The sequence below is a fragment of the Pseudomonas sp. TE3644 genome, assembly GCF_056278815.1.
In genome coordinates, this window is record NZ_JBWBQF010000001.1 from 6,102,358 (window position 1) to 6,119,526 (window position 17,169).

At 63.0% G+C, this 17,169-nt stretch carries 16 protein-coding genes; 9 read left to right on the plus strand and 7 right to left on the minus strand.

Features of this window, described 5'->3' with window-relative positions:
• The first annotated feature begins 162 nt into the window (after positions 1-162).
• Complete coding sequence (locus tag ACZ9GA_RS27030) at positions 163-582, plus strand: PH domain-containing protein (protein WP_457359453.1); 420 nt, start codon at positions 163-165, stop codon at positions 580-582.
• Positions 583-662: 80 nt separating this feature from the next.
• Positions 663-1,109: a DUF3828 domain-containing protein gene (locus tag ACZ9GA_RS27035; RefSeq protein ID WP_457359451.1), complete on the plus strand. Its 447-nt coding sequence runs from the start codon at positions 663-665 to the stop codon at positions 1,107-1,109.
• A gap of 123 nt (positions 1,110-1,232) precedes the next feature.
• On the opposite strand, the gene ACZ9GA_RS27040 is transcribed toward ACZ9GA_RS27035, so the two are convergent.
• From ACZ9GA_RS27040 to ACZ9GA_RS27060, 5 genes are all read right to left on the minus strand, one after another.
• Entirely contained in the window at positions 1,233-1,808 is a 576-nt protein-coding gene (locus ACZ9GA_RS27040) for a hypothetical protein (RefSeq protein WP_457359449.1), read from the minus strand.
• 103 nt (positions 1,809-1,911) lie between these two features.
• The gene (locus tag ACZ9GA_RS27045; protein WP_457359447.1) at positions 1,912-3,201 is read right to left on the minus strand and encodes an OprD family porin; all 1,290 of its coding nucleotides are present in this window, start codon (positions 3,199-3,201) and stop codon (positions 1,912-1,914) included.
• A 265-nt stretch (positions 3,202-3,466) separates the two neighbouring features.
• Positions 3,467-3,667, minus strand: coding sequence for a hypothetical protein (locus ACZ9GA_RS27050; RefSeq protein ID WP_457363640.1), 201 nt, complete (start codon positions 3,665-3,667; stop codon positions 3,467-3,469).
• Between the two features lie 184 nt (positions 3,668-3,851).
• A complete protein-coding gene (aguA, locus tag ACZ9GA_RS27055; RefSeq protein ID WP_457359446.1) occupies positions 3,852-4,958 on the minus strand; it encodes an agmatine deiminase in 1,107 nt (368 codons plus the stop codon).
• Positions 4,959-5,297: 339 nt separating this feature from the next.
• Positions 5,298-8,195 carry an aminotransferase gene (locus ACZ9GA_RS27060; protein WP_457359444.1) on the minus strand — a complete coding sequence of 966 codons (2,898 nt, stop codon included), beginning with the start codon at positions 8,193-8,195 and terminating at the stop codon, positions 5,298-5,300.
• 192 nt (positions 8,196-8,387) lie between these two features.
• Here ACZ9GA_RS27060 and rfbB point away from each other — a divergent pair, with 192 nt between their 5' ends.
• Genes rfbB through ACZ9GA_RS27095 form a run of 7 tightly spaced genes read left to right on the plus strand, consistent with a single transcriptional unit; the run spans position 8,388 to position 15,461 of the window.
• Positions 8,388-9,470 carry a dTDP-glucose 4,6-dehydratase gene (gene rfbB, locus ACZ9GA_RS27065; RefSeq protein WP_457359442.1) on the plus strand — a complete coding sequence of 361 codons (1,083 nt, stop codon included), beginning with the start codon at positions 8,388-8,390 and terminating at the stop codon, positions 9,468-9,470.
• Positions 9,467-10,342, plus strand: coding sequence for a glucose-1-phosphate thymidylyltransferase RfbA (gene rfbA / locus ACZ9GA_RS27070; RefSeq protein ID WP_457359440.1), 876 nt, complete (start codon positions 9,467-9,469; stop codon positions 10,340-10,342). The genes rfbB and rfbA overlap by 4 nt, the downstream gene beginning before the upstream one ends.
• A complete protein-coding gene (rfbC, locus tag ACZ9GA_RS27075; protein ID WP_457359438.1) occupies positions 10,339-10,887 on the plus strand; it encodes a dTDP-4-dehydrorhamnose 3,5-epimerase in 549 nt (182 codons plus the stop codon). Before rfbA ends, rfbC begins: the two co-directional genes overlap by 4 nt.
• Entirely contained in the window at positions 10,884-11,759 is an 876-nt protein-coding gene (gene rfbD / locus ACZ9GA_RS27080; protein WP_457359436.1) for a dTDP-4-dehydrorhamnose reductase, read from the plus strand. Before rfbC ends, rfbD begins: the two co-directional genes overlap by 4 nt.
• Before the next feature lie 42 nt (positions 11,760-11,801).
• The gene (locus ACZ9GA_RS27085) at positions 11,802-13,610 is read left to right on the plus strand and encodes a sensor histidine kinase (RefSeq protein WP_457359434.1); all 1,809 of its coding nucleotides are present in this window, start codon (positions 11,802-11,804) and stop codon (positions 13,608-13,610) included.
• Positions 13,607-14,995 (plus strand): sigma-54-dependent transcriptional regulator, encoded by a 1,389-nt coding sequence (locus ACZ9GA_RS27090; protein ID WP_457359433.1) that lies wholly within the window; start codon positions 13,607-13,609, stop codon positions 14,993-14,995. The genes ACZ9GA_RS27085 and ACZ9GA_RS27090 overlap by 4 nt, the downstream gene beginning before the upstream one ends.
• A 10-nt stretch (positions 14,996-15,005) precedes the next feature.
• Positions 15,006-15,461 carry a YiiD C-terminal domain-containing protein gene (locus tag ACZ9GA_RS27095; RefSeq protein WP_457359431.1) on the plus strand — a complete coding sequence of 152 codons (456 nt, stop codon included), beginning with the start codon at positions 15,006-15,008 and terminating at the stop codon, positions 15,459-15,461.
• A gap of 288 nt (positions 15,462-15,749) precedes the next feature.
• Here the strand turns inward: ACZ9GA_RS27095 and cysQ are convergent, their stop codons facing one another.
• Positions 15,750-16,577, minus strand: coding sequence for a 3'(2'),5'-bisphosphate nucleotidase CysQ (gene cysQ, locus ACZ9GA_RS27100; RefSeq protein ID WP_457359429.1), 828 nt, complete (start codon positions 16,575-16,577; stop codon positions 15,750-15,752).
• Entirely contained in the window at positions 16,574-17,140 is a 567-nt protein-coding gene (gene nudE, locus ACZ9GA_RS27105) for an ADP compounds hydrolase NudE (RefSeq protein ID WP_457359428.1), read from the minus strand. The genes cysQ and nudE overlap by 4 nt, the downstream gene beginning before the upstream one ends.
• Positions 17,141-17,169 lie beyond the last annotated feature (29 nt).

Here is a 17,169-nt window from a genome sequence, read left to right on the forward strand (position 1 = left end):
CGTAAAAATTCGCGAGACTATACCACCCGCGCTTGGTCGGCCTGCCGCGTAACGATGTATGGCGCCCTCGGTCATGTAACCCCGTTTTGCGAGGGCGTGGGCTGGCCTCTGTGGGCCCTGACAGTGCTAAAGTCCTGCCCATCAACCGCAAAGGAATACCCCGTGGCAAGCAAATCCTATATCGAAAGTTCTCTGTCAGCCGGCGAGCAGATCGAGGCCGTGTTCAAGCTGCATTGGCTGAGCTGGGTGAATGTGTGGTTCTGGATTCTGTTGGCGGTGCTGACGGTGGGCATCCTCTCCCCCGTGGCCATTTACAAGTGGCTGAGCCTGCGCTGCCAGGAGAACGGGGTGACCAACAAGCGAGTTATCCACAAGCGCGGGATCATCAGCCGTACCACGGACGAGATGAAGCTGTCGTCGATCGAGACGGTGGATCTGGATCAGAGTGTGATGGGGCGGTTGCTGGGGTTTGGCACGGTGCGGATTACCGGGCGGGGGATCAGTGATCTGGTGTTGAAGGGGATCGATGATCCGTTGCAGGTGAAGCGGCAGATCGAGGGTGTGAGTAACCCGGTGCGTTGAACCAGCGCCTTGCAACTGGCCCTGCGCTGCATGGTCTCTGTACTATGCGCCATGTTGTTCAATCTGTTGGGTAACTGATTATGAAGCGTCTGCTTTCGCTGTTGTGTGTACTGGCCGGTTTTCATTTTTCCATCGCCATGGCTGATGCGTCGGCGTCCGCCCAGCAAACCACCCAGAGTTTTTATGCCTGGTATTTGAAGCGCCTGAGCGATGACAAGGTGCCGCTCAATGACAACCCGCAGCAGATGCAGCAGTTCGTGGCGGACAGCCTGATCAAGTCGATCGACAAGCAGGCCAAGAGCGAGGACGGGCTGGATGAGGACTACTTCATCAAGTCGCAGGATTATGACGATACCTGGCTGACCCATATCCAGGTGACCGAGACGGCCAGCAAGGGTACGACGGCGAAGGAGAATGTTGTGTTGGGGACGACCCAGGACAACAGCCAGGTGCTGAATGTGAGCCTGGGCAAGGATAAGGATGGGTGGAAGATTGTGGGTGTGGAGTTGGTGCCTACCGAACAGTAACCCTTTCGATCGCGTCGCCTGCATCGCGGCCAAGGCCGGCTCCTACCACGGACCGCGTAGGAGCCGGCCTTGGCCGCGATGCAGGCGACGCGGTTTCAAGACCGTTGCGGCTACCCGCCGGGGTCAGTCACTCTCAATCTGATGATGCTTGAACGATTTCACCACGGCGTCGAACGCCTCGCCATCGGCCTGCTGATGCTCGGCATCGGTACGCAGGCGCAAGGTGTAGTTGATGCCATCGTCAGGCCCCGTGCTGCGGTATTCGACGATCACCCGCCGCACAAATTCGCCGTCAGTCCACTGCGCCTGTTCAGCCGGCTGGGAGTCCAGCACCACAGGCTGACGCTGCACCCCGCCCGGCTCCACTTCCGACAATTCACTGTCCATTACCGACTTGGTGCTGCCCAGCATCGCGGCGTCGTAGCCGGCGTTGACGGTGATCTCGCGGTCGCCGCCCAGCGGGATAAGCACGCCGTCGTCGGTGCCATTGCCCTGGTAGGCGTTGGCCACCCCAGGCACTACGCCAAAGCCGAACGGGACGTTCTGGTATTCGGCGTGGCCATCGAGTTTGATCATGCCATCCACCATCTGCTGCTGGGCGGTACTCAGCGCCAGCACTTGCTCGGCGCTGGCAGGCAACGCGCAAGCCAGCGACATGGCAGCGGCCAGGGTCCAGGCGTAGCGGTTCAGTCGCGGCATAACGGGATACGTCCTGTAGGAAAGAAGTCGTGGATAGTAGCGCAGATGCAACAAGCCCCGCGCTAGGCGGGGCTTGCTGGTGATGCGCGAGGCGTCAGTTCGATCAGAAAATGTTGATCGGGTAGTCGACGAATACGCGCAGCTCGTTACCGCTGAAGTTGTACGGCGTCGGGTTGGCGGAACCGACATTGTCGGAAACGCGCAGGATCGAGCTACGTACACGCACGGTCAGGTCTTTGACCGGGCCTTGCTGAACCACGTATTGCAGCTGGTTGAAGATTTCACGCTCGGTGCCGCCGGTGGCGTCGCCTGCGGTGATGTTGTCGCCGCGCACGTAGGCAAACTTGTAGGTCAGGCCCGGGATGCCGTAGGCACCGAAGTCCAGACCGTAGGCCAACTGCCAGGAGCGCTCGTCTTCACCGTTGAAGTCCGACCAGTAGGAGTTGGTCAGGTAGATCGAGGTACCACCGTCGCCCACGGCGCCGCCACGCTGGTAGCCGCCGTAGTTGTAGCCGGTGCTGCCGGTGCTGCGCTGGTGCGCGACCATGAACGAGTGCGCGCCCAGGGCGTAGGTGGCCGACAGGCTCCAGATGGTGTTGTCACGGCCAGTGCCGTTGTCGTCAGCCCACTTGCTGTCCAGTTCGGTCTTGTAACCGTTGAAGTCGAAAGTCAGCGATTGGTCTTTCTGGATTGGCAATACGTAGGTTGCGCCCAGGTACTGCTTCTTGCCGACGTTTTCGATGGTAGTGCCGTACAGCGACGCCTTGAAGTTGTCGTTGAAGGCGTAGCTGCCGCCGTATACGTTCAGGCTTTTCAGCTCGCCACTGTCACGACCTTCGGCGCTTTTCTGCGCTTCTTCGGTGAAGTGACCAACGTTCAGTTCCAGGCCCTTGATCTCTTTGGAAGTGATCAGGGTACCGGTGAAGCTTTCCGGCAGCAGACGGCTGTCATCGGTATTCAGCACCGGCAGGGCCGGCATCTGGTCACCGTACTTGATCACGGTGTTGGAGATGCGGAACTTGACCGCAGCACCGGCACGGGCCAGGTCGCTGGCCGGCGAGCCGTCGCTGCCTTGACGGAAGAAGTCGATACCGCCAGCGCCGCTGCGGCTGTCGGATTGTTCCAGGTTCTTGGCGTACAGGCCGAAGGCGTCAACGCCCACGCCCACGGTGCCTTGGGTGAAGCCGGAGGTGAATTTGCCGATGAAGGCCTGGCCCCACTCGGACTTGTCGTCCTTGCCGTTCTTGTAATCACGATTGATGTAGGCGTTGCGCGCCAGCACCGACAGGTGGCTGTCTTCGACAAAGCCTTTGGCATCGTCTTGATCGCTGGCCATGGCCTGGGTGGCGCTCATCAGGCCAAGGGCGATCAGACCGATACGTGTGTTCAACATCTTGTTTTCCTTATTGCTGGTTAAGACGCCCGCCCAGTACGTTTCCCCGACGCAAAATGCAGAGGCCCGCGTGCACGAATGCAACGCGGGCCTCATCGAATACTGGACAGGTGGCGGATAGCCACAGGCGTTGGGCGGAATCCTAGCGGGGGCCCAGCCAGAGTGTCAATTTACCAGGAGTTTGGAGGGTATAACCAAATGTCGCAGCAAGGAGGGAGAGGCTCCATGCCTCTGAGATGTTTCGTCGTCGTGACGACTGTTACTGCTAATGGTGGAAGGAGCCCAGTAGTGCTTCCAGCTCGGCCTGGCTGAGCAGGCCGGCGGGGTAGCGATCACTGAGTGCCTGCAGCGGATCTTGTTTTTGCAGCTTGATGCCACCGTTGCATTTCAACCATTGCGCCACTCGCTGCAACGAATCTGCAGTGATGGGCGATGGGTGCGAAGCCGGCTCACTGATTGCGTTCATATCGACACCTGTTTTCCCCGGATCCGTGAGCGGCAAACTTACCCACGCTTTGTGACAGAACGATTGATACGTGCTGTCATTTAAGCCGATGAAAACGATACAAAAGCTATGCCACGGCGCTTCAATATATCCGGACGGATACAAGAAACCTGCCACCTGACAGGTTCTTCATTTGACTCTTCGATCAGGCTTTAAACGGTGCAGGTTGCTGTTGAGTCAGGCAATGGATGTTGCCGCCACCCAGCAGCAGTTCACGGCCCGGAATCATGATCACTTCATGATCGGGGAAGATGCGCTGCAAAATCACCTTGGCCTCGGCATCTTTCGGGTCGTCGAAGCTTGGCGCGATGATGCCGCCGTTGACGATCAGGAAGTTGACGTAGGACGCCGCCAGGCGCACCGAAGGGTTGCGTTCCTGGCTGCCGGCTACCGGATCGACGCCGTCGCATTCTTCTTCAGTTGCATACAAAGGGCCGGGGATCGGCATTTTGTGCACCACAAAGGTGCGGCCTTTGGCGTCCTTGGTGTTCTCCAGCACGCTCATCGCTGCGCGGCAGCGCGCGTAGTTGGGGTCATTGGAATCATCGGTCCAGGCCAGTAACACTTCGCCCGGGCGCACGTAACAGCAGAAGTTGTCGACGTGGCCGTCGGTTTCATCGTTGTACAGGCCGTCGGGCAGCCAGACGATGGTGTCCACGGCCAGGTGATCGCGCAGTACGGCTTCAATCTGCTCGCGGTTCAGGTGCGGGTTGCGGTTGCGGTTGAGCAGGCATTCCTCGGTGGTCACCAGGGTGCCTTCGCCGTCGACGTGGATCGAGCCGCCTTCCAGCACAAAACCTTCTGTGTGGTAGCGGCCGCTGCGCTCGATTTCCAGCACTTTGCTGGCCAGTTGCTCGTCACGGTTCCATGGCGCGTACAGGCCGCCATCGAAGCCGCCCCAGGCGTTGAAGCCCCAGTCCACGCCGCGCACTTCGCCCTGGTCGTTGATAACGAAGGTCGGGCCGGTGTCGCGCACCCAGGCGTCGTCGTTGCTGATTTCCACTACGCGGATGTTCGGCACGTCCAGACGGGCACGGGCGTTATCGTACTGGCCGGCCGAAACGGCCACGGTGACCGGTTCGAAACGCGCGATGGCCTTGGCCAGCGCCACGTGGGCCGCCTGCACAGGCTTGCCGCCCAGGCGCCAGTTGTCCGGGCGCTCGGGCCACACCATCCAAACCTGGGTTTGCGGGGCCCATTCGGCAGGCATGTGGAAGCCGTCGGCGCGTGGGGTGCTGGTGAAAGTGGTCATGGCGGGTCTGGACTCCTGGGAGGCATCGAGAGTGGTAGGTGCACGATACAGGTTAGGACGGCACACACCAAACAGTTATAGCCGATATTTATCTGGATTTAAAGCCGCTTCCTAATACCCAGCAACCGTCGTGAAATGGCGTCGCCTGTATCGCGACCAAGGTCGGCTCCTACGCCGTCCGTGGTAGGAGCCGGCCTTGGCCGCGATGCAGGCGACACCTTCTCGTAGCAGCTGCCGAAGGCTGCGTCCTTAACACCGCTAATGCATCTGAAAATATGCGGTGTCTGTGACGCGGCCTGGCGGCCGCTGCTACAGGGGATGCGAAATGGCATGCAGATATTAATCGATTTCAGAGAGCACCTTATCCACGCAATCGACGAAGAAATCCACGCTCTCACGGGTCGTCACCATCGGCGGCTTGATCTTGAGGATGTTCAGATAATCCCCCGTGGGCTGCATGAAAATACCCAGTTCACGCAGGCGATCGCACAGGTAGGTGGTTTCCTCGGTGGCCGGCTCCAGGGTTTCGCGGTTACGCACCAGCTCCACACCCAGGTAGAAACCGGATCCATGCACCGCCCCCACCAGCGGGTGTCGATCGATCAAGGCTTCCAGCCGCGCCTTGAAATGGCCGCCTACTACGCGGGCGTTTTCCCACAGCCCTTCCTCGCCCATTACATCCAGCACCGCCATGCCGATCTGACAGCTGACCGGGCTGCCGCCGGCCGATGAGAAAAAATAGCCTTCGGCCTCCAGCGCCTCGGCGATTTCCCGGCGGGTGATGACCGCGCCCAGCGGGTGGCCGTTGCCCATGCCCTTGGCCATGGTAATGATGTCGGGCACCACGCCCTGCTGCTCGAAGCCCCAGAAGTGCTCGCCCAGGCGGCCGTAGCCCACCTGCACTTCATCGGCGATGCACACGCCGCCCTGGGCGCGGACCTTGGCGTAAACCTCACGCAGGTAACCGTCTGGCAGGGCGATACCGCCGGCGTTGCCATACACCGGTTCGCAGATAAAACCGGCCACTTGCCGGCCCTGCGCGGCCAGGCGGGCCAGGGTCTGGTCGACGTTCTGCACATAGCCGGCGGCGCTGTCGGCGCCACGGAAGGCGCCGCGGTAGGTATTGGGGGCTGTCACCGGGTGTACCCAGTCCGGCCGGGTGCTCAAGGCCTGGGGGTTGTCGGCGATCGAAGTGGAGATGGCGTCGGTGGCCACCGACCAGCCATGGTAGGCCTCCAGCACGCTGAGCATGTCGCGGCCACCACTGGCCGCCCAGGCCAGGCGGATGGCCAAATCGTTGGCCTCGGTGCCGCTGTTGACCAGAAACACCCGATCAAACCCTTCGGGTGCCAGCGCCAGCAGGCGCTCGGAAAATTCGGCGATGGCGGCGTAGTGGAAGCGCGAGTTGGTATTGAGCAGCGACCATTGGCGCGCGGCCACCGCCGCCATACGCGGGTGGCCGTGGCCCAGCACTGCGACGTTGTTGAGCATGTCCAGGTAGGACCGCCCGTGCATGTCGATCAGGTGGTTGCGCCAGCCCCGCTCAATTTGTGGCGGTGCCTGGTAATAATGTTTTTGCGAGCGGGCGAAGCTGGCATCACGTCGCGCCAGCAGCGCCTGGGCATCGGCGATCGGCGGTGCATCACAGTTCCAGCCCAGCACAGGCGCCGGCGACGGGCACAACGCCAGCCAGGCCTGCGCCCGCGAGGGCTGGGCGAACAAGGGTGGGCTGATTTCCTCGGCGCGGCACAGTTGCACCAGCAACATGCCGCTACTGCGCCCCAGTGACTGGCCGCTGGCCAGTTGCGCGCCATCGTCCAGGTCGCTGTCCACGCCCCACAGATGCAGGCTGACGCCCTCGCCCACCAGCCACAACCCCGCATCTGCGGCACGACGCAGCATGCCGGGGAACGGCGCCTGCACGGCGCTGCCATCCGGCACATTCAGCTCCACGTGCAAGGCGCAGGTGTGCGGCTCCCCGGCACTGTCGATACGGGTGCGCGACAGGCGATATTGCCCATGCAGCGAGCCGGCCTGTGGATAACGCTTCAACAATTGCTCATCAATTCCCGGCTGTTGCCAGTTGCCATCGCTGAAATCCTCGCCCAGCACCCCCAGATCAACGGGCACAAACGCTGCCGCATCCACATCGGGCAGTAGCGGCGCGCAACCGCTCAAATCCAGCACGGGCAGGCAGTGACCAGTCGCCTGCAGAATGGCCGCCTCCATCAGATCGAAAGGCACGGAGGTGGCCACATCGAAAATTTCCCATTCGTGGGCCAGGTTATCGGCCACATAGCGGTTGCCAGGCTCCACGCTCGATTGCCGCTCGCTGCTGAGCACCACCACGGCGGCCCGGGCTACCATCATCGGCCACAGGGCCAGCCATTCGGCGCGGGTAAGGGGGTTGGCGGCGTTATAGGCGCGGATCGCCGGCAGGATAGCGAACGGGTCGCCTTCGGCATGGTGCAACAGGGCAGAGCAGGTAACGCTCAGGTCCGCTACCCGCCAGGTACGGATCAGGTCACCGAAATCAATCAACCCACTCAACTGCCAGTGCCGAGCCGCATCGCGATGCCACACGCTGTTGTCATCGGTGATATCCAGGTGGATGGGCTGGCTGGGCAACTCGTGCTGCACCGCCAGCAGCCGTTGCTCGGCCTGTGCCGCGGCCTCGGCCACTTGGGCGCGACGCTCGGGGTCGGCCAGCACCGGCAGCAGTTCGGCAATCAGGGCCTGGGCGTGGCGAGGGTCCCATTGCAGCGTGCGGGACAGCCCCGGGTGGTCGAAATCGGCCAGCGCCTGGTCGACCTGGGCGCACAACTGCCCCATTTGCTCGCACAAGCGGGCACCGAAGTACGGCAGACGGGTCAATGGCTGGCCGTGGATATACTCCAGTACGCGGATCTGCAGCGACCGCTCGTCGACTTCAACGCTCAGCAAATCGCGCCCATCGACCGCCTGCCGCACCCCCGGCACCGGCACGCCCCTGGACGCCAGGTGCGCCAAGGCGGCGTGCTGGGCCTGCAATTCAAGCGTTGCGTAATCACCGTGACAGATTTTCAGTACGAAACGTCCATCATCGGTATCGACGAGGAAGTTAAGGTCTTGCTGGCTGCCTAATGGCGTCAATGCACCGTGCAGGCCATAGTGCGCACGCAGCAGTGCCTGCGCCTGTTCGACGCTGACAACAGGGCTGGGCTGGCTGGACCGGTGGATCAACGTGGCAAGCGACATTGGGGCGACCTCTTGTAGTTTTAAGCCGCTATATCGCCATTGCGCCTGCGGTTTCGCAAGTGCGTTGAAAAATTTGCCGTTTGATTGCCCGTTGCGACAAATTGTCGATGAATCACGCTTGCACAGGGAAATCCCTGCCCACAAGCTATGCTGCAACCGCTCAATGTCAGTTATGGAAGAAGGCAAATCCCCATGCGAATCCTGATCACCGGAGGTGCTGGTTTCATCGGCTCGGCACTCGTGCGGCACCTGATTGAAAACACCGAGCACGAAGTGCTCAACCTCGACAAGCTGACGTACGCCGGCAACCTGGAGTCGCTGACCAGCATTGCCAGCAATAGCCGGTACGAATTCGTCCAGGCCGACATCGTCGACCAGGCCACGGTCGGTGCCGTGCTGGCGCGCTTCGAGCCCCATGCCATCATGCACCTGGCGGCCGAATCCCACGTCGACCGTTCCATCGACGGGCCGTCGGACTTCATCCAGACCAACATCGTCGGTACCTACAGCCTGCTGGAGGCCACCCGTGCCTACTGGTCCAAGCTGCCAGCCGGCGAGAAAGAAGCCTTCCGCTTCCACCATATTTCCACCGACGAGGTGTACGGCGACCTGCACGGCGTCGACGACCTGTTCACCGAAACCACCCCGTACGCGCCCAGCTCGCCCTACTCGGCCAGCAAGGCAGCGTCCGACCACTTGGTCCGCGCCTGGCAGCGTACCTACGGGCTACCGGTACTGATCACCAACTGCTCCAACAACTACGGGCCGTTCCACTTCCCGGAAAAGCTCATCCCGCTGGTCATCCTCAACGCGCTCAAGGGCAAGCCGCTGCCGGTGTACGGCGATGGCAAGCAGGTGCGTGACTGGCTGTTCGTCGAAGACCACGCCCGCGCCCTGTTCAAGGTGGTGACCGAAGGCAAGGTCGGCGAAACCTACAACATTGGCGGCCACAACGAGCAACAGAACATCGACGTGGTGCGCAGCATCTGCGCCCTGCTGGATGAACTCGCCCCCCAGCACCCGGCCGGCATCAGCCAGTACGCCGAGCTGATCACCTTCGTCAAGGACCGCCCGGGCCACGACCTGCGCTACGCCATCGACGCCAGCAAAATCGAGCGCGAGCTGGGCTGGGTGCCCGATGAAACCTTCCACAGTGGCCTGCGCAAGACCGTACAGTGGTACCTGGACAACCAGGAATGGTGCCGTCGCGTTCAAGACGGCAGTTATCAGGGCGAACGCCTTGGCTCCACCGACCCAAAGGATCTGATCGCATGAGCAAAGGTATCGTACTGGCCGGGGGCTCCGGCACACGTCTGCACCCCATTACCCTGGGTGTTTCCAAGCAACTGCTGCCCATCTACGACAAGCCGATGATCTACTACCCGATCTCGGTACTGATGCTGGCCGGCATTCGCGAGATCCTGCTGATTTCCACCCCTACCGACTTGCCGCAATACCGGCAGTTGCTGGGCGATGGCAGCCAGTTCGGCGTTAGCATCAGTTATGCCGAGCAGCCGTCACCGGACGGCCTGGCGCAGGCGTTCCTGATTGGCGAGGAGTTCATCGGCAACGACCCGGTGTGCCTGATCCTGGGCGACAACATCTTCCACGGCCAGCACTTCGGCGAACAGCTCAAGCGCGCCGCCGGCCAGCCCCAGGGTGCCACGGTGTTCGGCTACTGGGTAAAAGACCCGGAGCGCTTCGGCGTGATCGACTTCGACGAGAACGGCAAAGCGCTGTCCATCGAGGAAAAGCCGGCGCAGCCCAAGTCCAGCTATGCCGTGACCGGCCTGTACTTCTACGACAACGACGTGGTGCAGATCGCCAAGAACGTGAAACCATCGCCGCGCGGCGAACTGGAGATCACCGACGTCAACAACGCCTACCTGGAGCGCGGCGACCTGCGTGTGGAGCGTTTCGGCCGCGGCTTCGCCTGGCTTGACACCGGTACCCACGACAGCCTGATCGAAGCGTCGCAGTACGTGCAGACCATCGAGCACCGCCAGGGGCTGAAAGTGGCCTGCCTGGAAGAGATCGCCTACCAGAATGGCTGGATCGACCGCGAGCAACTGCTGGTGCGCGCCAAATACTTCGGCAAGACCGGCTACGGCCAATATCTGTACAGCATTGCAGGGGAATCTCGATGAATGTGATCGCCTGCGAAATACCCGAGGTTCTGATTATCGAGCCCCGGGTATTTGGTGACGAACGCGGCTTTTTCTACGAAAGCTTCAACGCCAAGGCCCTGGAGCAGGCCACGGGTATCACCGATACCTTTGTCCAGGACAACCACTCCCGCTCGCAGAAGGGCGTGTTGCGCGGCCTGCATTACCAGATCGAAAACGCCCAGGGCAAGCTGGTGCGCGTCACCGCCGGCGAAGTGCTGGACATGGCCGTGGACATCCGTCGCAGCTCGCCAACCTTCGGCCAGTGGGTAGGCGTGCGCCTGAGCGCGCAGAACAATCGCCAATTGTGGGTGCCCAAGGGCTTTGCCCATGGTTTTGTGGTGCTCAGCGACTATGCTGAGTTCCTGTACAAGACCACGGACTACTACACCCCCTCAGCCGAACGCTGCATCCGCTGGGACGACGAGACCCTGAACATCGACTGGGAGCTGGGCGGGATCATTCCCCAGTTGTCGGCCAAGGACCAGCAAGGCAAATCCCTGCAAGAGGCAGACCTGTTCCCATGACCCAAAAGATCCTCATCAGTGGCCAGTTCGGCCAGGTGTCCCGCGAACTCCAGCAGCGCCTGGGGCACCTTGGCGAGTTGCACGTGCTGGGCCGCGACAAGCTGGACCTGTCGCAGCCCGAAAGCATCCGCGAGGTGGTGCGCAGCCTGCGCCCTACCCTGATCATCAACGCCGCCGCACACACGGCGGTGGACCAGGCGGAAACGGAAGAGGATCTGGCCTTCGCCATCAACGCCACCGCCCCTGGCATCTTTGCCCAGGAGGCAGCGGCGTTGGATATCCCGTTCATCCACTACTCCACCGACTATGTCTTCGACGGTCGCAAGGATGGGGCCTACACCGAGGACGACGAAACCAACCCGCTTGGCGTATATGGGCGCAGCAAGCTGGAAGGCGAGAAAGCCATACGGATCGCAGGCGGCAAACACCTGATCCTGCGTACCAGCTGGGTGTATTCGCTGCACGGGCGCAACTTCCTGCTGACCATGCAGCGCCTGCTGCAGGAAAAGCCGGAACTGCGCGTGGTGGCCGACCAGATCGGCGCACCCACCTGGGCCGGCACCATCGCCGGCACCACCCAGGCAATGATCGAGCACTGGCTGGCCGGCAACGCTGGCCCGTGGGGTACTTACCACCTGACCGCCAAGGGCGAAACCTCGTGGTTCGGCTTTGCCCAGGAAATCGGCAAGCACCTGCTGGCCCAGGACAAACCCTGCGCCACCCTGGAGCCGATCCCGTCCAGCGCCTACCCGACCCCGGCAGTGCGCCCGCTGAACTCGCGACTGGACTGCAGCCGCCTGGAACAACAGTGGAACGTGCACCTGCCGCATTGGCGCGAAGCGCTGATCGAGTGCCTGGCACCCCTGGCATGACGCATAATGCGCCGGACATCCTCCGGCGCATTTGCTTTCGACATGACACCTACGCTCCCCCGCCGCCCCCGCTGGCGTAGCCTCGCCTTGCTGGCCCTGTGCCTGGCGCCACTGCTGTGGCCGCTGCAGCACCTTGCCGAGCGCTACTATCGCAGCGAACTGGTGAGCCAGAACCGCCAGACCCTCGACCTGTACGTGGCCAACCTGCTGGGCACCCTGCACCGCTATGAAACCCTGCCGCAGATCCTGGGTGACTTGCCCGCCCTGCGCGCGACCTTGGCGGCGCCCGCCGACACACGCGTGGTGGAGCACGCCAACCGTCTGCTCAAGGACATCAGCGAGCAGACCGGCGCCGAGGTGATGTACCTGCTGGACCCGGACGGCAACACCCTGGCCGCGTCCAACTGGCAGAAGAAAGACAGCTTTGTCGGGCGTAATTTCGCTTTCCGCCCCTATTACAGCGACGCCATCGCCGGGCGTGTGGGACGCTTCTTCGGCATGGGCACCACGTCCGGCAAGCGCGGCTATTTCTTCGCGGCCGCCGTGCATGAGGGCGACAAGGTGGTGGGTGCGCTGGTGGTCAAGGTGGACTTGGACCACACCGAAACCCTGTGGGGCAAAACCCCCGAGCAACTGCTGCTCACCGACCAGCATGGCGTAGTCATCCTCACGTCCCAACCCGAATGGCGCTTCCGTGCCACCCGGCCGCTGACGGACGCAGAACATCAGTCCATCGCCTCCATCCAGCCCTACCCCACCCAGGCGCCACAGCCGCTGAACCTGGATGAGAAAGCCTGGATCATGCAAACCCATCCCATCGCCGAGACCGGCTGGAACGCCAGCATCCTTGCCCCGCGCGCGCTCATCGACCGCCCGGTGCGCACCGTCCTGGCCATTGGCGGCGCCGCCCTGCTGGTGCTGATGCTGTTGCTGGGCCTGATGATGCAGCGGCGACGCAACTACCTGGACCGCATTGCTTTCGAAGCCAAGGCCCGGCGTGAACTTGAGGTACGCGTCAGTGAGCGCACCAGCGATCTGGAGTCGCTGAACAGCCGCCTCAAGCAAGAAGTACTGGAACGCGAACAGGCGCAGCAGGAGCTGGTGCGCGTGCAGGATGAAGTGGTGCAGGCCGGCAAGTTGTCGGTGCTGGGCACCATGTCGGCCAGTATCAGCCACGAACTCAACCAGCCCCTGGCCGCCATCCGCAGCTATGCCGAAAACGCCGAGGTACTGCTGGACCACCAGCGCACCGAAGACGCCCGCGGCAACTTGAAACTGATCGGCGAACTGACCGGGCGCATGGCCTCGATCATCGCCCACCTGCGCGCCTTCGCCCGCCGCGACCGTCACGCCTTGGAAAGCGTGGCACTGCAACCCGCCCTGGATGACGCCCTGGCGTTGCTGGCCAAACGCAGACGGGCCATGGCGGTGGAGCTGTTCCGCGACCTCCCGGATGCCCCACTGTGGGTACAGGCAGGCGAAACCCGCCTGCGCCAGGTGCTGAGCAACCTGCTGGCCAACGCCCTCGACGCTCTGACGGAAAAAGCCACTCCGCGCTGCCTGTGGATAAGCGCCGAGCAGACCGCCGAAGGCGTGGACCTGCTGATTCGCGACAACGGCCCCGGTTTCACCCGTGAATCCATGACCCGCGCCCGCGAGCCGTTCTTCACCACCAAGACCCGCACCCAGGGCCTTGGCCTGGGGCTGGCCATCTGCGATACGCTGATGCGTGCCTTGGGCGGCGAGCTGCTGCTGGCCAACCACCCGCAGGGCGGCGCACTGCTGACCCTGCGCCTGCGCAGCGCGCCACCGGGCGTCAATCTCCAACCGCCAGAGGATCCTTCCGCATGACCACGGCCTCCGCCATCGACAGCCAGATCCAGGTAGTGCTGATCGATGACGATCCTCACCTGCGCCAGGCCCTGAGCCAGACCCTGGACCTGGCTGGCCTGAAGGTTTTGCCCCTGGGTGACGCCAATGGCGTGGCCGCGCTGATCGAGCGCGACTGGCCTGGCGTGATCGTCAGCGATATCCGCATGCCCGGCATCGACGGCCTTGAGCTGCTGCAGCAGTTGCACGCCCAGGATGCCGAGCTGCCGGTGTTGCTGATCACCGGCCACGGCGACGTACCGCTGGCGGTGCAGGCCATGCGCGCCGGCGCTTACGACTTCCTGGAAAAACCCTTCGCCAGCGACGCCCTGCTGGACAGCGTGCGCCGCGCCCTGGCCCTGCGCCGCCTGGTGCTGGACAACCGCAGCCTGCGCCTGGCCCTCAGTGATCGCCATGAGCTGAGTGCCCGACTGGTGGGGCAGTCGCCGTCCATGGCACGCCTGCGCGAGCAAATTGGTGCTTTGGCGGCAACCAAGGCCGATGTGCTGATCCTGGGTGAAACCGGTGCAGGCAAGGAAGTGGTGGCCCGCGCCCTGCACGACCTGTCCAGCCGCCGTAACGGGCCGTTCGTGGCCATCAACGCCGGCGCCCTGGCCGAGTCGGTGGTGGAAAGCGAACTGTTCGGCCACGAGCCGGGCGCCTTCACCGGCGCGCAGAAGCGCCGCATCGGCAAGTTCGAGTTCGCCAATGGCGGTACGCTGTTCCTCGATGAAATCGAGAGCATGAGCCTGGATGTGCAGGTCAAGCTTCTGCGCCTGCTGCAGGAGCGCGTGGTGGAGCGGCTGGGGGGCAACCAGCTGATCCCGCTGGATATCCGCATCATTGCGGCGACCAAAGAGGATCTGCGCCAGGCCGCTGACCAGGGCCGCTTCCGCGCCGACCTTTACTACCGCCTCAACGTGGCCTCGCTGCGCATCCCGCCCTTGCGCGAGCGCGGCGAAGACGCCCTGATTCTGTTCGAGCACTACGCCAGCGCCGCCAGCGAACGCCATGGTTTGCTGGCCAACCAGTTGATGCCCGGCGAGCGCGCGTTGCTGCTGCGCCATACCTGGCCGGGCAACGTGCGCGAACTGCAAAACGCGGCGGAGCGATTCGCCCTGGGGCTGGACCTGGAATTGGACAACAGCCAGCCGGCAGCCCCCGGTGCGCAACCTGCACCCATGGCTGGCAACCTCAGCGAACAGGTCGAGAATTTCGAGCGGGCGCTGATCGCCGCGGAAATGGCCAGGCCCCATGGCTCCCTGCGCAGCCTGGCCGAGGCACTGGGTATTGCGCGCAAGACCCTGCACGACAAACTGCGCAAGCACGGCCTGAACTTCGCCGCAGGCGAGGACCATGACACGTGAGGACTCTTCCATGAACCAAGACTGCGTGGACCTTGCCGCCATCCTGCACAGCGACATCCCCTTGACCCGCGACATGGGCCTGGAGGTGATCAGCTGGCAGGACGCAACCCTGCACCTGCATCTGCCACTGGCCGCCAACGTCAATCACAAGAGCACCATGTTCGGCGGCAGCCTTTACTGCGGCGCGGTGTTGGCGGGCTGGGGCTGGCTGCACCTGCGCCTGCGCGAGGAAGGCATCGAGGATGGGCATATCGTGATTCAGGAAGGGCAGATCAGCTATCCGCTACCCGTGACGGGTGATGCAGTGGCGGTGTGCGAGGCGCCGGATGACAAGGCCTGGAAGCGGTTTCTGGCGTCGTGGACGCGGTATGGGCGGGGGCGGTTGACGTTGCAGACGTGTGTATTCAATCAAGACAGCAGTGATGCGGCGGTACGGTTCAGCGGGCAATACGTGCTGCATCGCTGAAAGCCGAACGGTCCCTGTAGCAGCGGCCGACAGGCCGCGTCATGGGCACTGCGGTCTTCCTGACACATTGAGGCGTATCTGACGCCGCCTTCGGCAGCTACAGAACGGCGGCATCGGCCAAGGCCGGCTCCTACCACGGACAGTGTAGGAGACCCCACACCTGTGGGAGCGGGTTCTACCCGCGAAAAGAACACCGCGAAGTATCTGAACCACCACGGCGTCCTCTTCGCGGGCAGAGCCCGCTCCCACATGAAGACAGTTGCTGCTACAGGGTTTGCGTCACCGCCGTCAGATACGCGCCAACCGCAGCAACGTCTCGCGCCACGCCGCCTTGGCCGGCAAGGCCAAAAAGAAGGTATTGAGCAGCGACTCCCGCGCCGGGTAAGTGAACGCCTGCCCTTCCACATCCAGCACTTCGCCGCCCGCACCTTCCAGCACGCCTTGGGCCGCTGCCGTGTCCCACTGCGAAGTCGGCGCCAGACGCGGATAGCAGTCAGCAGCCCCTTCAGCCAGCAAGCAAAACTTCAACGAGCTACCAACATTGGCCAACGCCAGTTCGCCCAGGCTCGCCGCCAGCCCACTCAGCAAGCGCTCCTGCTCAGGGCTTGAGTGACGACGGCTGGCCACCACGGTAAACGCCTCGCCAGCCGGCGGCGCAGTACGCACCGCGATCGGCTGCGGCGCCTCACCGGCGTCCGCACGCCAGGCGCCCAGGCCAGCACCACCGAAGTAGCAACGGCCATTGGTGGGCATGGACACCACGCCAAACACCACGCGGCCCTGCTCGATCAAGGCGATGTTGACGGTGAACTCTTCACTGCCCGCGATGAATTCCTTGGTTCCGTCCAACGGGTCCACCAACCACCAGCGACTCCAGCCCTGCCGCTCGGCCAGGGAGATACCGCAGTCTTCTTCCGACAGGATCGGGATCGAAGGGTCCAGGGCCGTCAGCCCATCGACGATCACATGGTGCGCCGCCAGGTCGGCAGCGGTCACAGGCGAGTCATCGGCCTTGGAGTTCACTTCCACGCCAGCACGCCAGAACGGCAGGATAGCTTCGCCAGCCGCGTGGGCCAGTTCGATAACGCCCGGCAACAATGGGTGGGACGAAGTCATACGCTAAAGGCTCCACGTTGGATCAGCAGGTCACGGGCCAGGTACAGGGCGGCCAGCGCCCTGCCCTCGGAAAATTGCGGGTGGGTGGCCAGGGTGGCCAGCTCGCGCAGGTTGACGCGGTCCACACGCATGGGTTCAGGCTCATCGCCCTCCAGGCGCTCTTCGTAGAGCTCGGTGGCCAGCACCACCTGGATTTTCTGGCTCATGTAGCCAGGCGACAGCGACAGTTCGGTCAGGTGCTCCAGCTGGCGTGCGCCAAAGCCGGCCTCTTCCTTCAGTTCGCGGTCGGCGGCAGCCAGCACATCTTCGCCGGGCTCGATCAGCCCCTTGGGCAGCGACAGCTCATAGGCATCGGTACCCCCGCAGTATTCTTCCACCAGCACCGCGTGCTCGGCGTCGACCATGGCCACGATCATCACCGCGCCGTAGCCATTGCCGCGCCCCACCAGGCGTTCGTAGGTGCGCTCCACACCATTGGAGAAACGCAACTGCACCTCTTCAACCCGGAACAGACGGCTACTGGCGACGATCTCGCGGGCGAGGACGGTGGGTTTCTGGCGCATGGGGCAGCTCCTTGGCGTGAACGGGTTAC

What these genes read in the sequence shown, in the direction of transcription:
- cysQ (WP_457359429.1), bottom strand. Translation starts at nt 16,577, where the DNA reads ATGACTTCGTCCCACCCATTGTTGCCGGGCGTTATCGAACTGGCCCAC.
- ACZ9GA_RS27090 (WP_457359433.1), top strand. Translation starts at nt 13,607, where the DNA reads ATGACCACGGCCTCCGCCATCGACAGCCAGATCCAGGTAGTGCTGATC.
- ACZ9GA_RS27040 (WP_457359449.1), bottom strand. Translation starts at nt 1,808, where the DNA reads ATGCCGCGACTGAACCGCTACGCCTGGACCCTGGCCGCTGCCATGTCG.
- rfbD (WP_457359436.1), top strand. Translation starts at nt 10,884, where the DNA reads ATGACCCAAAAGATCCTCATCAGTGGCCAGTTCGGCCAGGTGTCCCGC.
- rfbA (WP_457359440.1), top strand. Translation starts at nt 9,467, where the DNA reads ATGAGCAAAGGTATCGTACTGGCCGGGGGCTCCGGCACACGTCTGCAC.
- ACZ9GA_RS27060 (WP_457359444.1), bottom strand. Translation starts at nt 8,195, where the DNA reads ATGTCGCTTGCCACGTTGATCCACCGGTCCAGCCAGCCCAGCCCTGTT.
- aguA (WP_457359446.1), bottom strand. Translation starts at nt 4,958, where the DNA reads ATGACCACTTTCACCAGCACCCCACGCGCCGACGGCTTCCACATGCCT.
- nudE (WP_457359428.1), bottom strand. Translation starts at nt 17,140, where the DNA reads ATGCGCCAGAAACCCACCGTCCTCGCCCGCGAGATCGTCGCCAGTAGC.
- ACZ9GA_RS27095 (WP_457359431.1), top strand. Translation starts at nt 15,006, where the DNA reads ATGAACCAAGACTGCGTGGACCTTGCCGCCATCCTGCACAGCGACATC.
- ACZ9GA_RS27050 (WP_457363640.1), bottom strand. Translation starts at nt 3,667, where the DNA reads ATGAACGCAATCAGTGAGCCGGCTTCGCACCCATCGCCCATCACTGCA.
- ACZ9GA_RS27035 (WP_457359451.1), top strand. Translation starts at nt 663, where the DNA reads ATGAAGCGTCTGCTTTCGCTGTTGTGTGTACTGGCCGGTTTTCATTTT.
- ACZ9GA_RS27085 (WP_457359434.1), top strand. Translation starts at nt 11,802, where the DNA reads ATGACACCTACGCTCCCCCGCCGCCCCCGCTGGCGTAGCCTCGCCTTG.
- ACZ9GA_RS27045 (WP_457359447.1), bottom strand. Translation starts at nt 3,201, where the DNA reads ATGTTGAACACACGTATCGGTCTGATCGCCCTTGGCCTGATGAGCGCC.
- rfbC (WP_457359438.1), top strand. Translation starts at nt 10,339, where the DNA reads ATGAATGTGATCGCCTGCGAAATACCCGAGGTTCTGATTATCGAGCCC.
- rfbB (WP_457359442.1), top strand. Translation starts at nt 8,388, where the DNA reads ATGCGAATCCTGATCACCGGAGGTGCTGGTTTCATCGGCTCGGCACTC.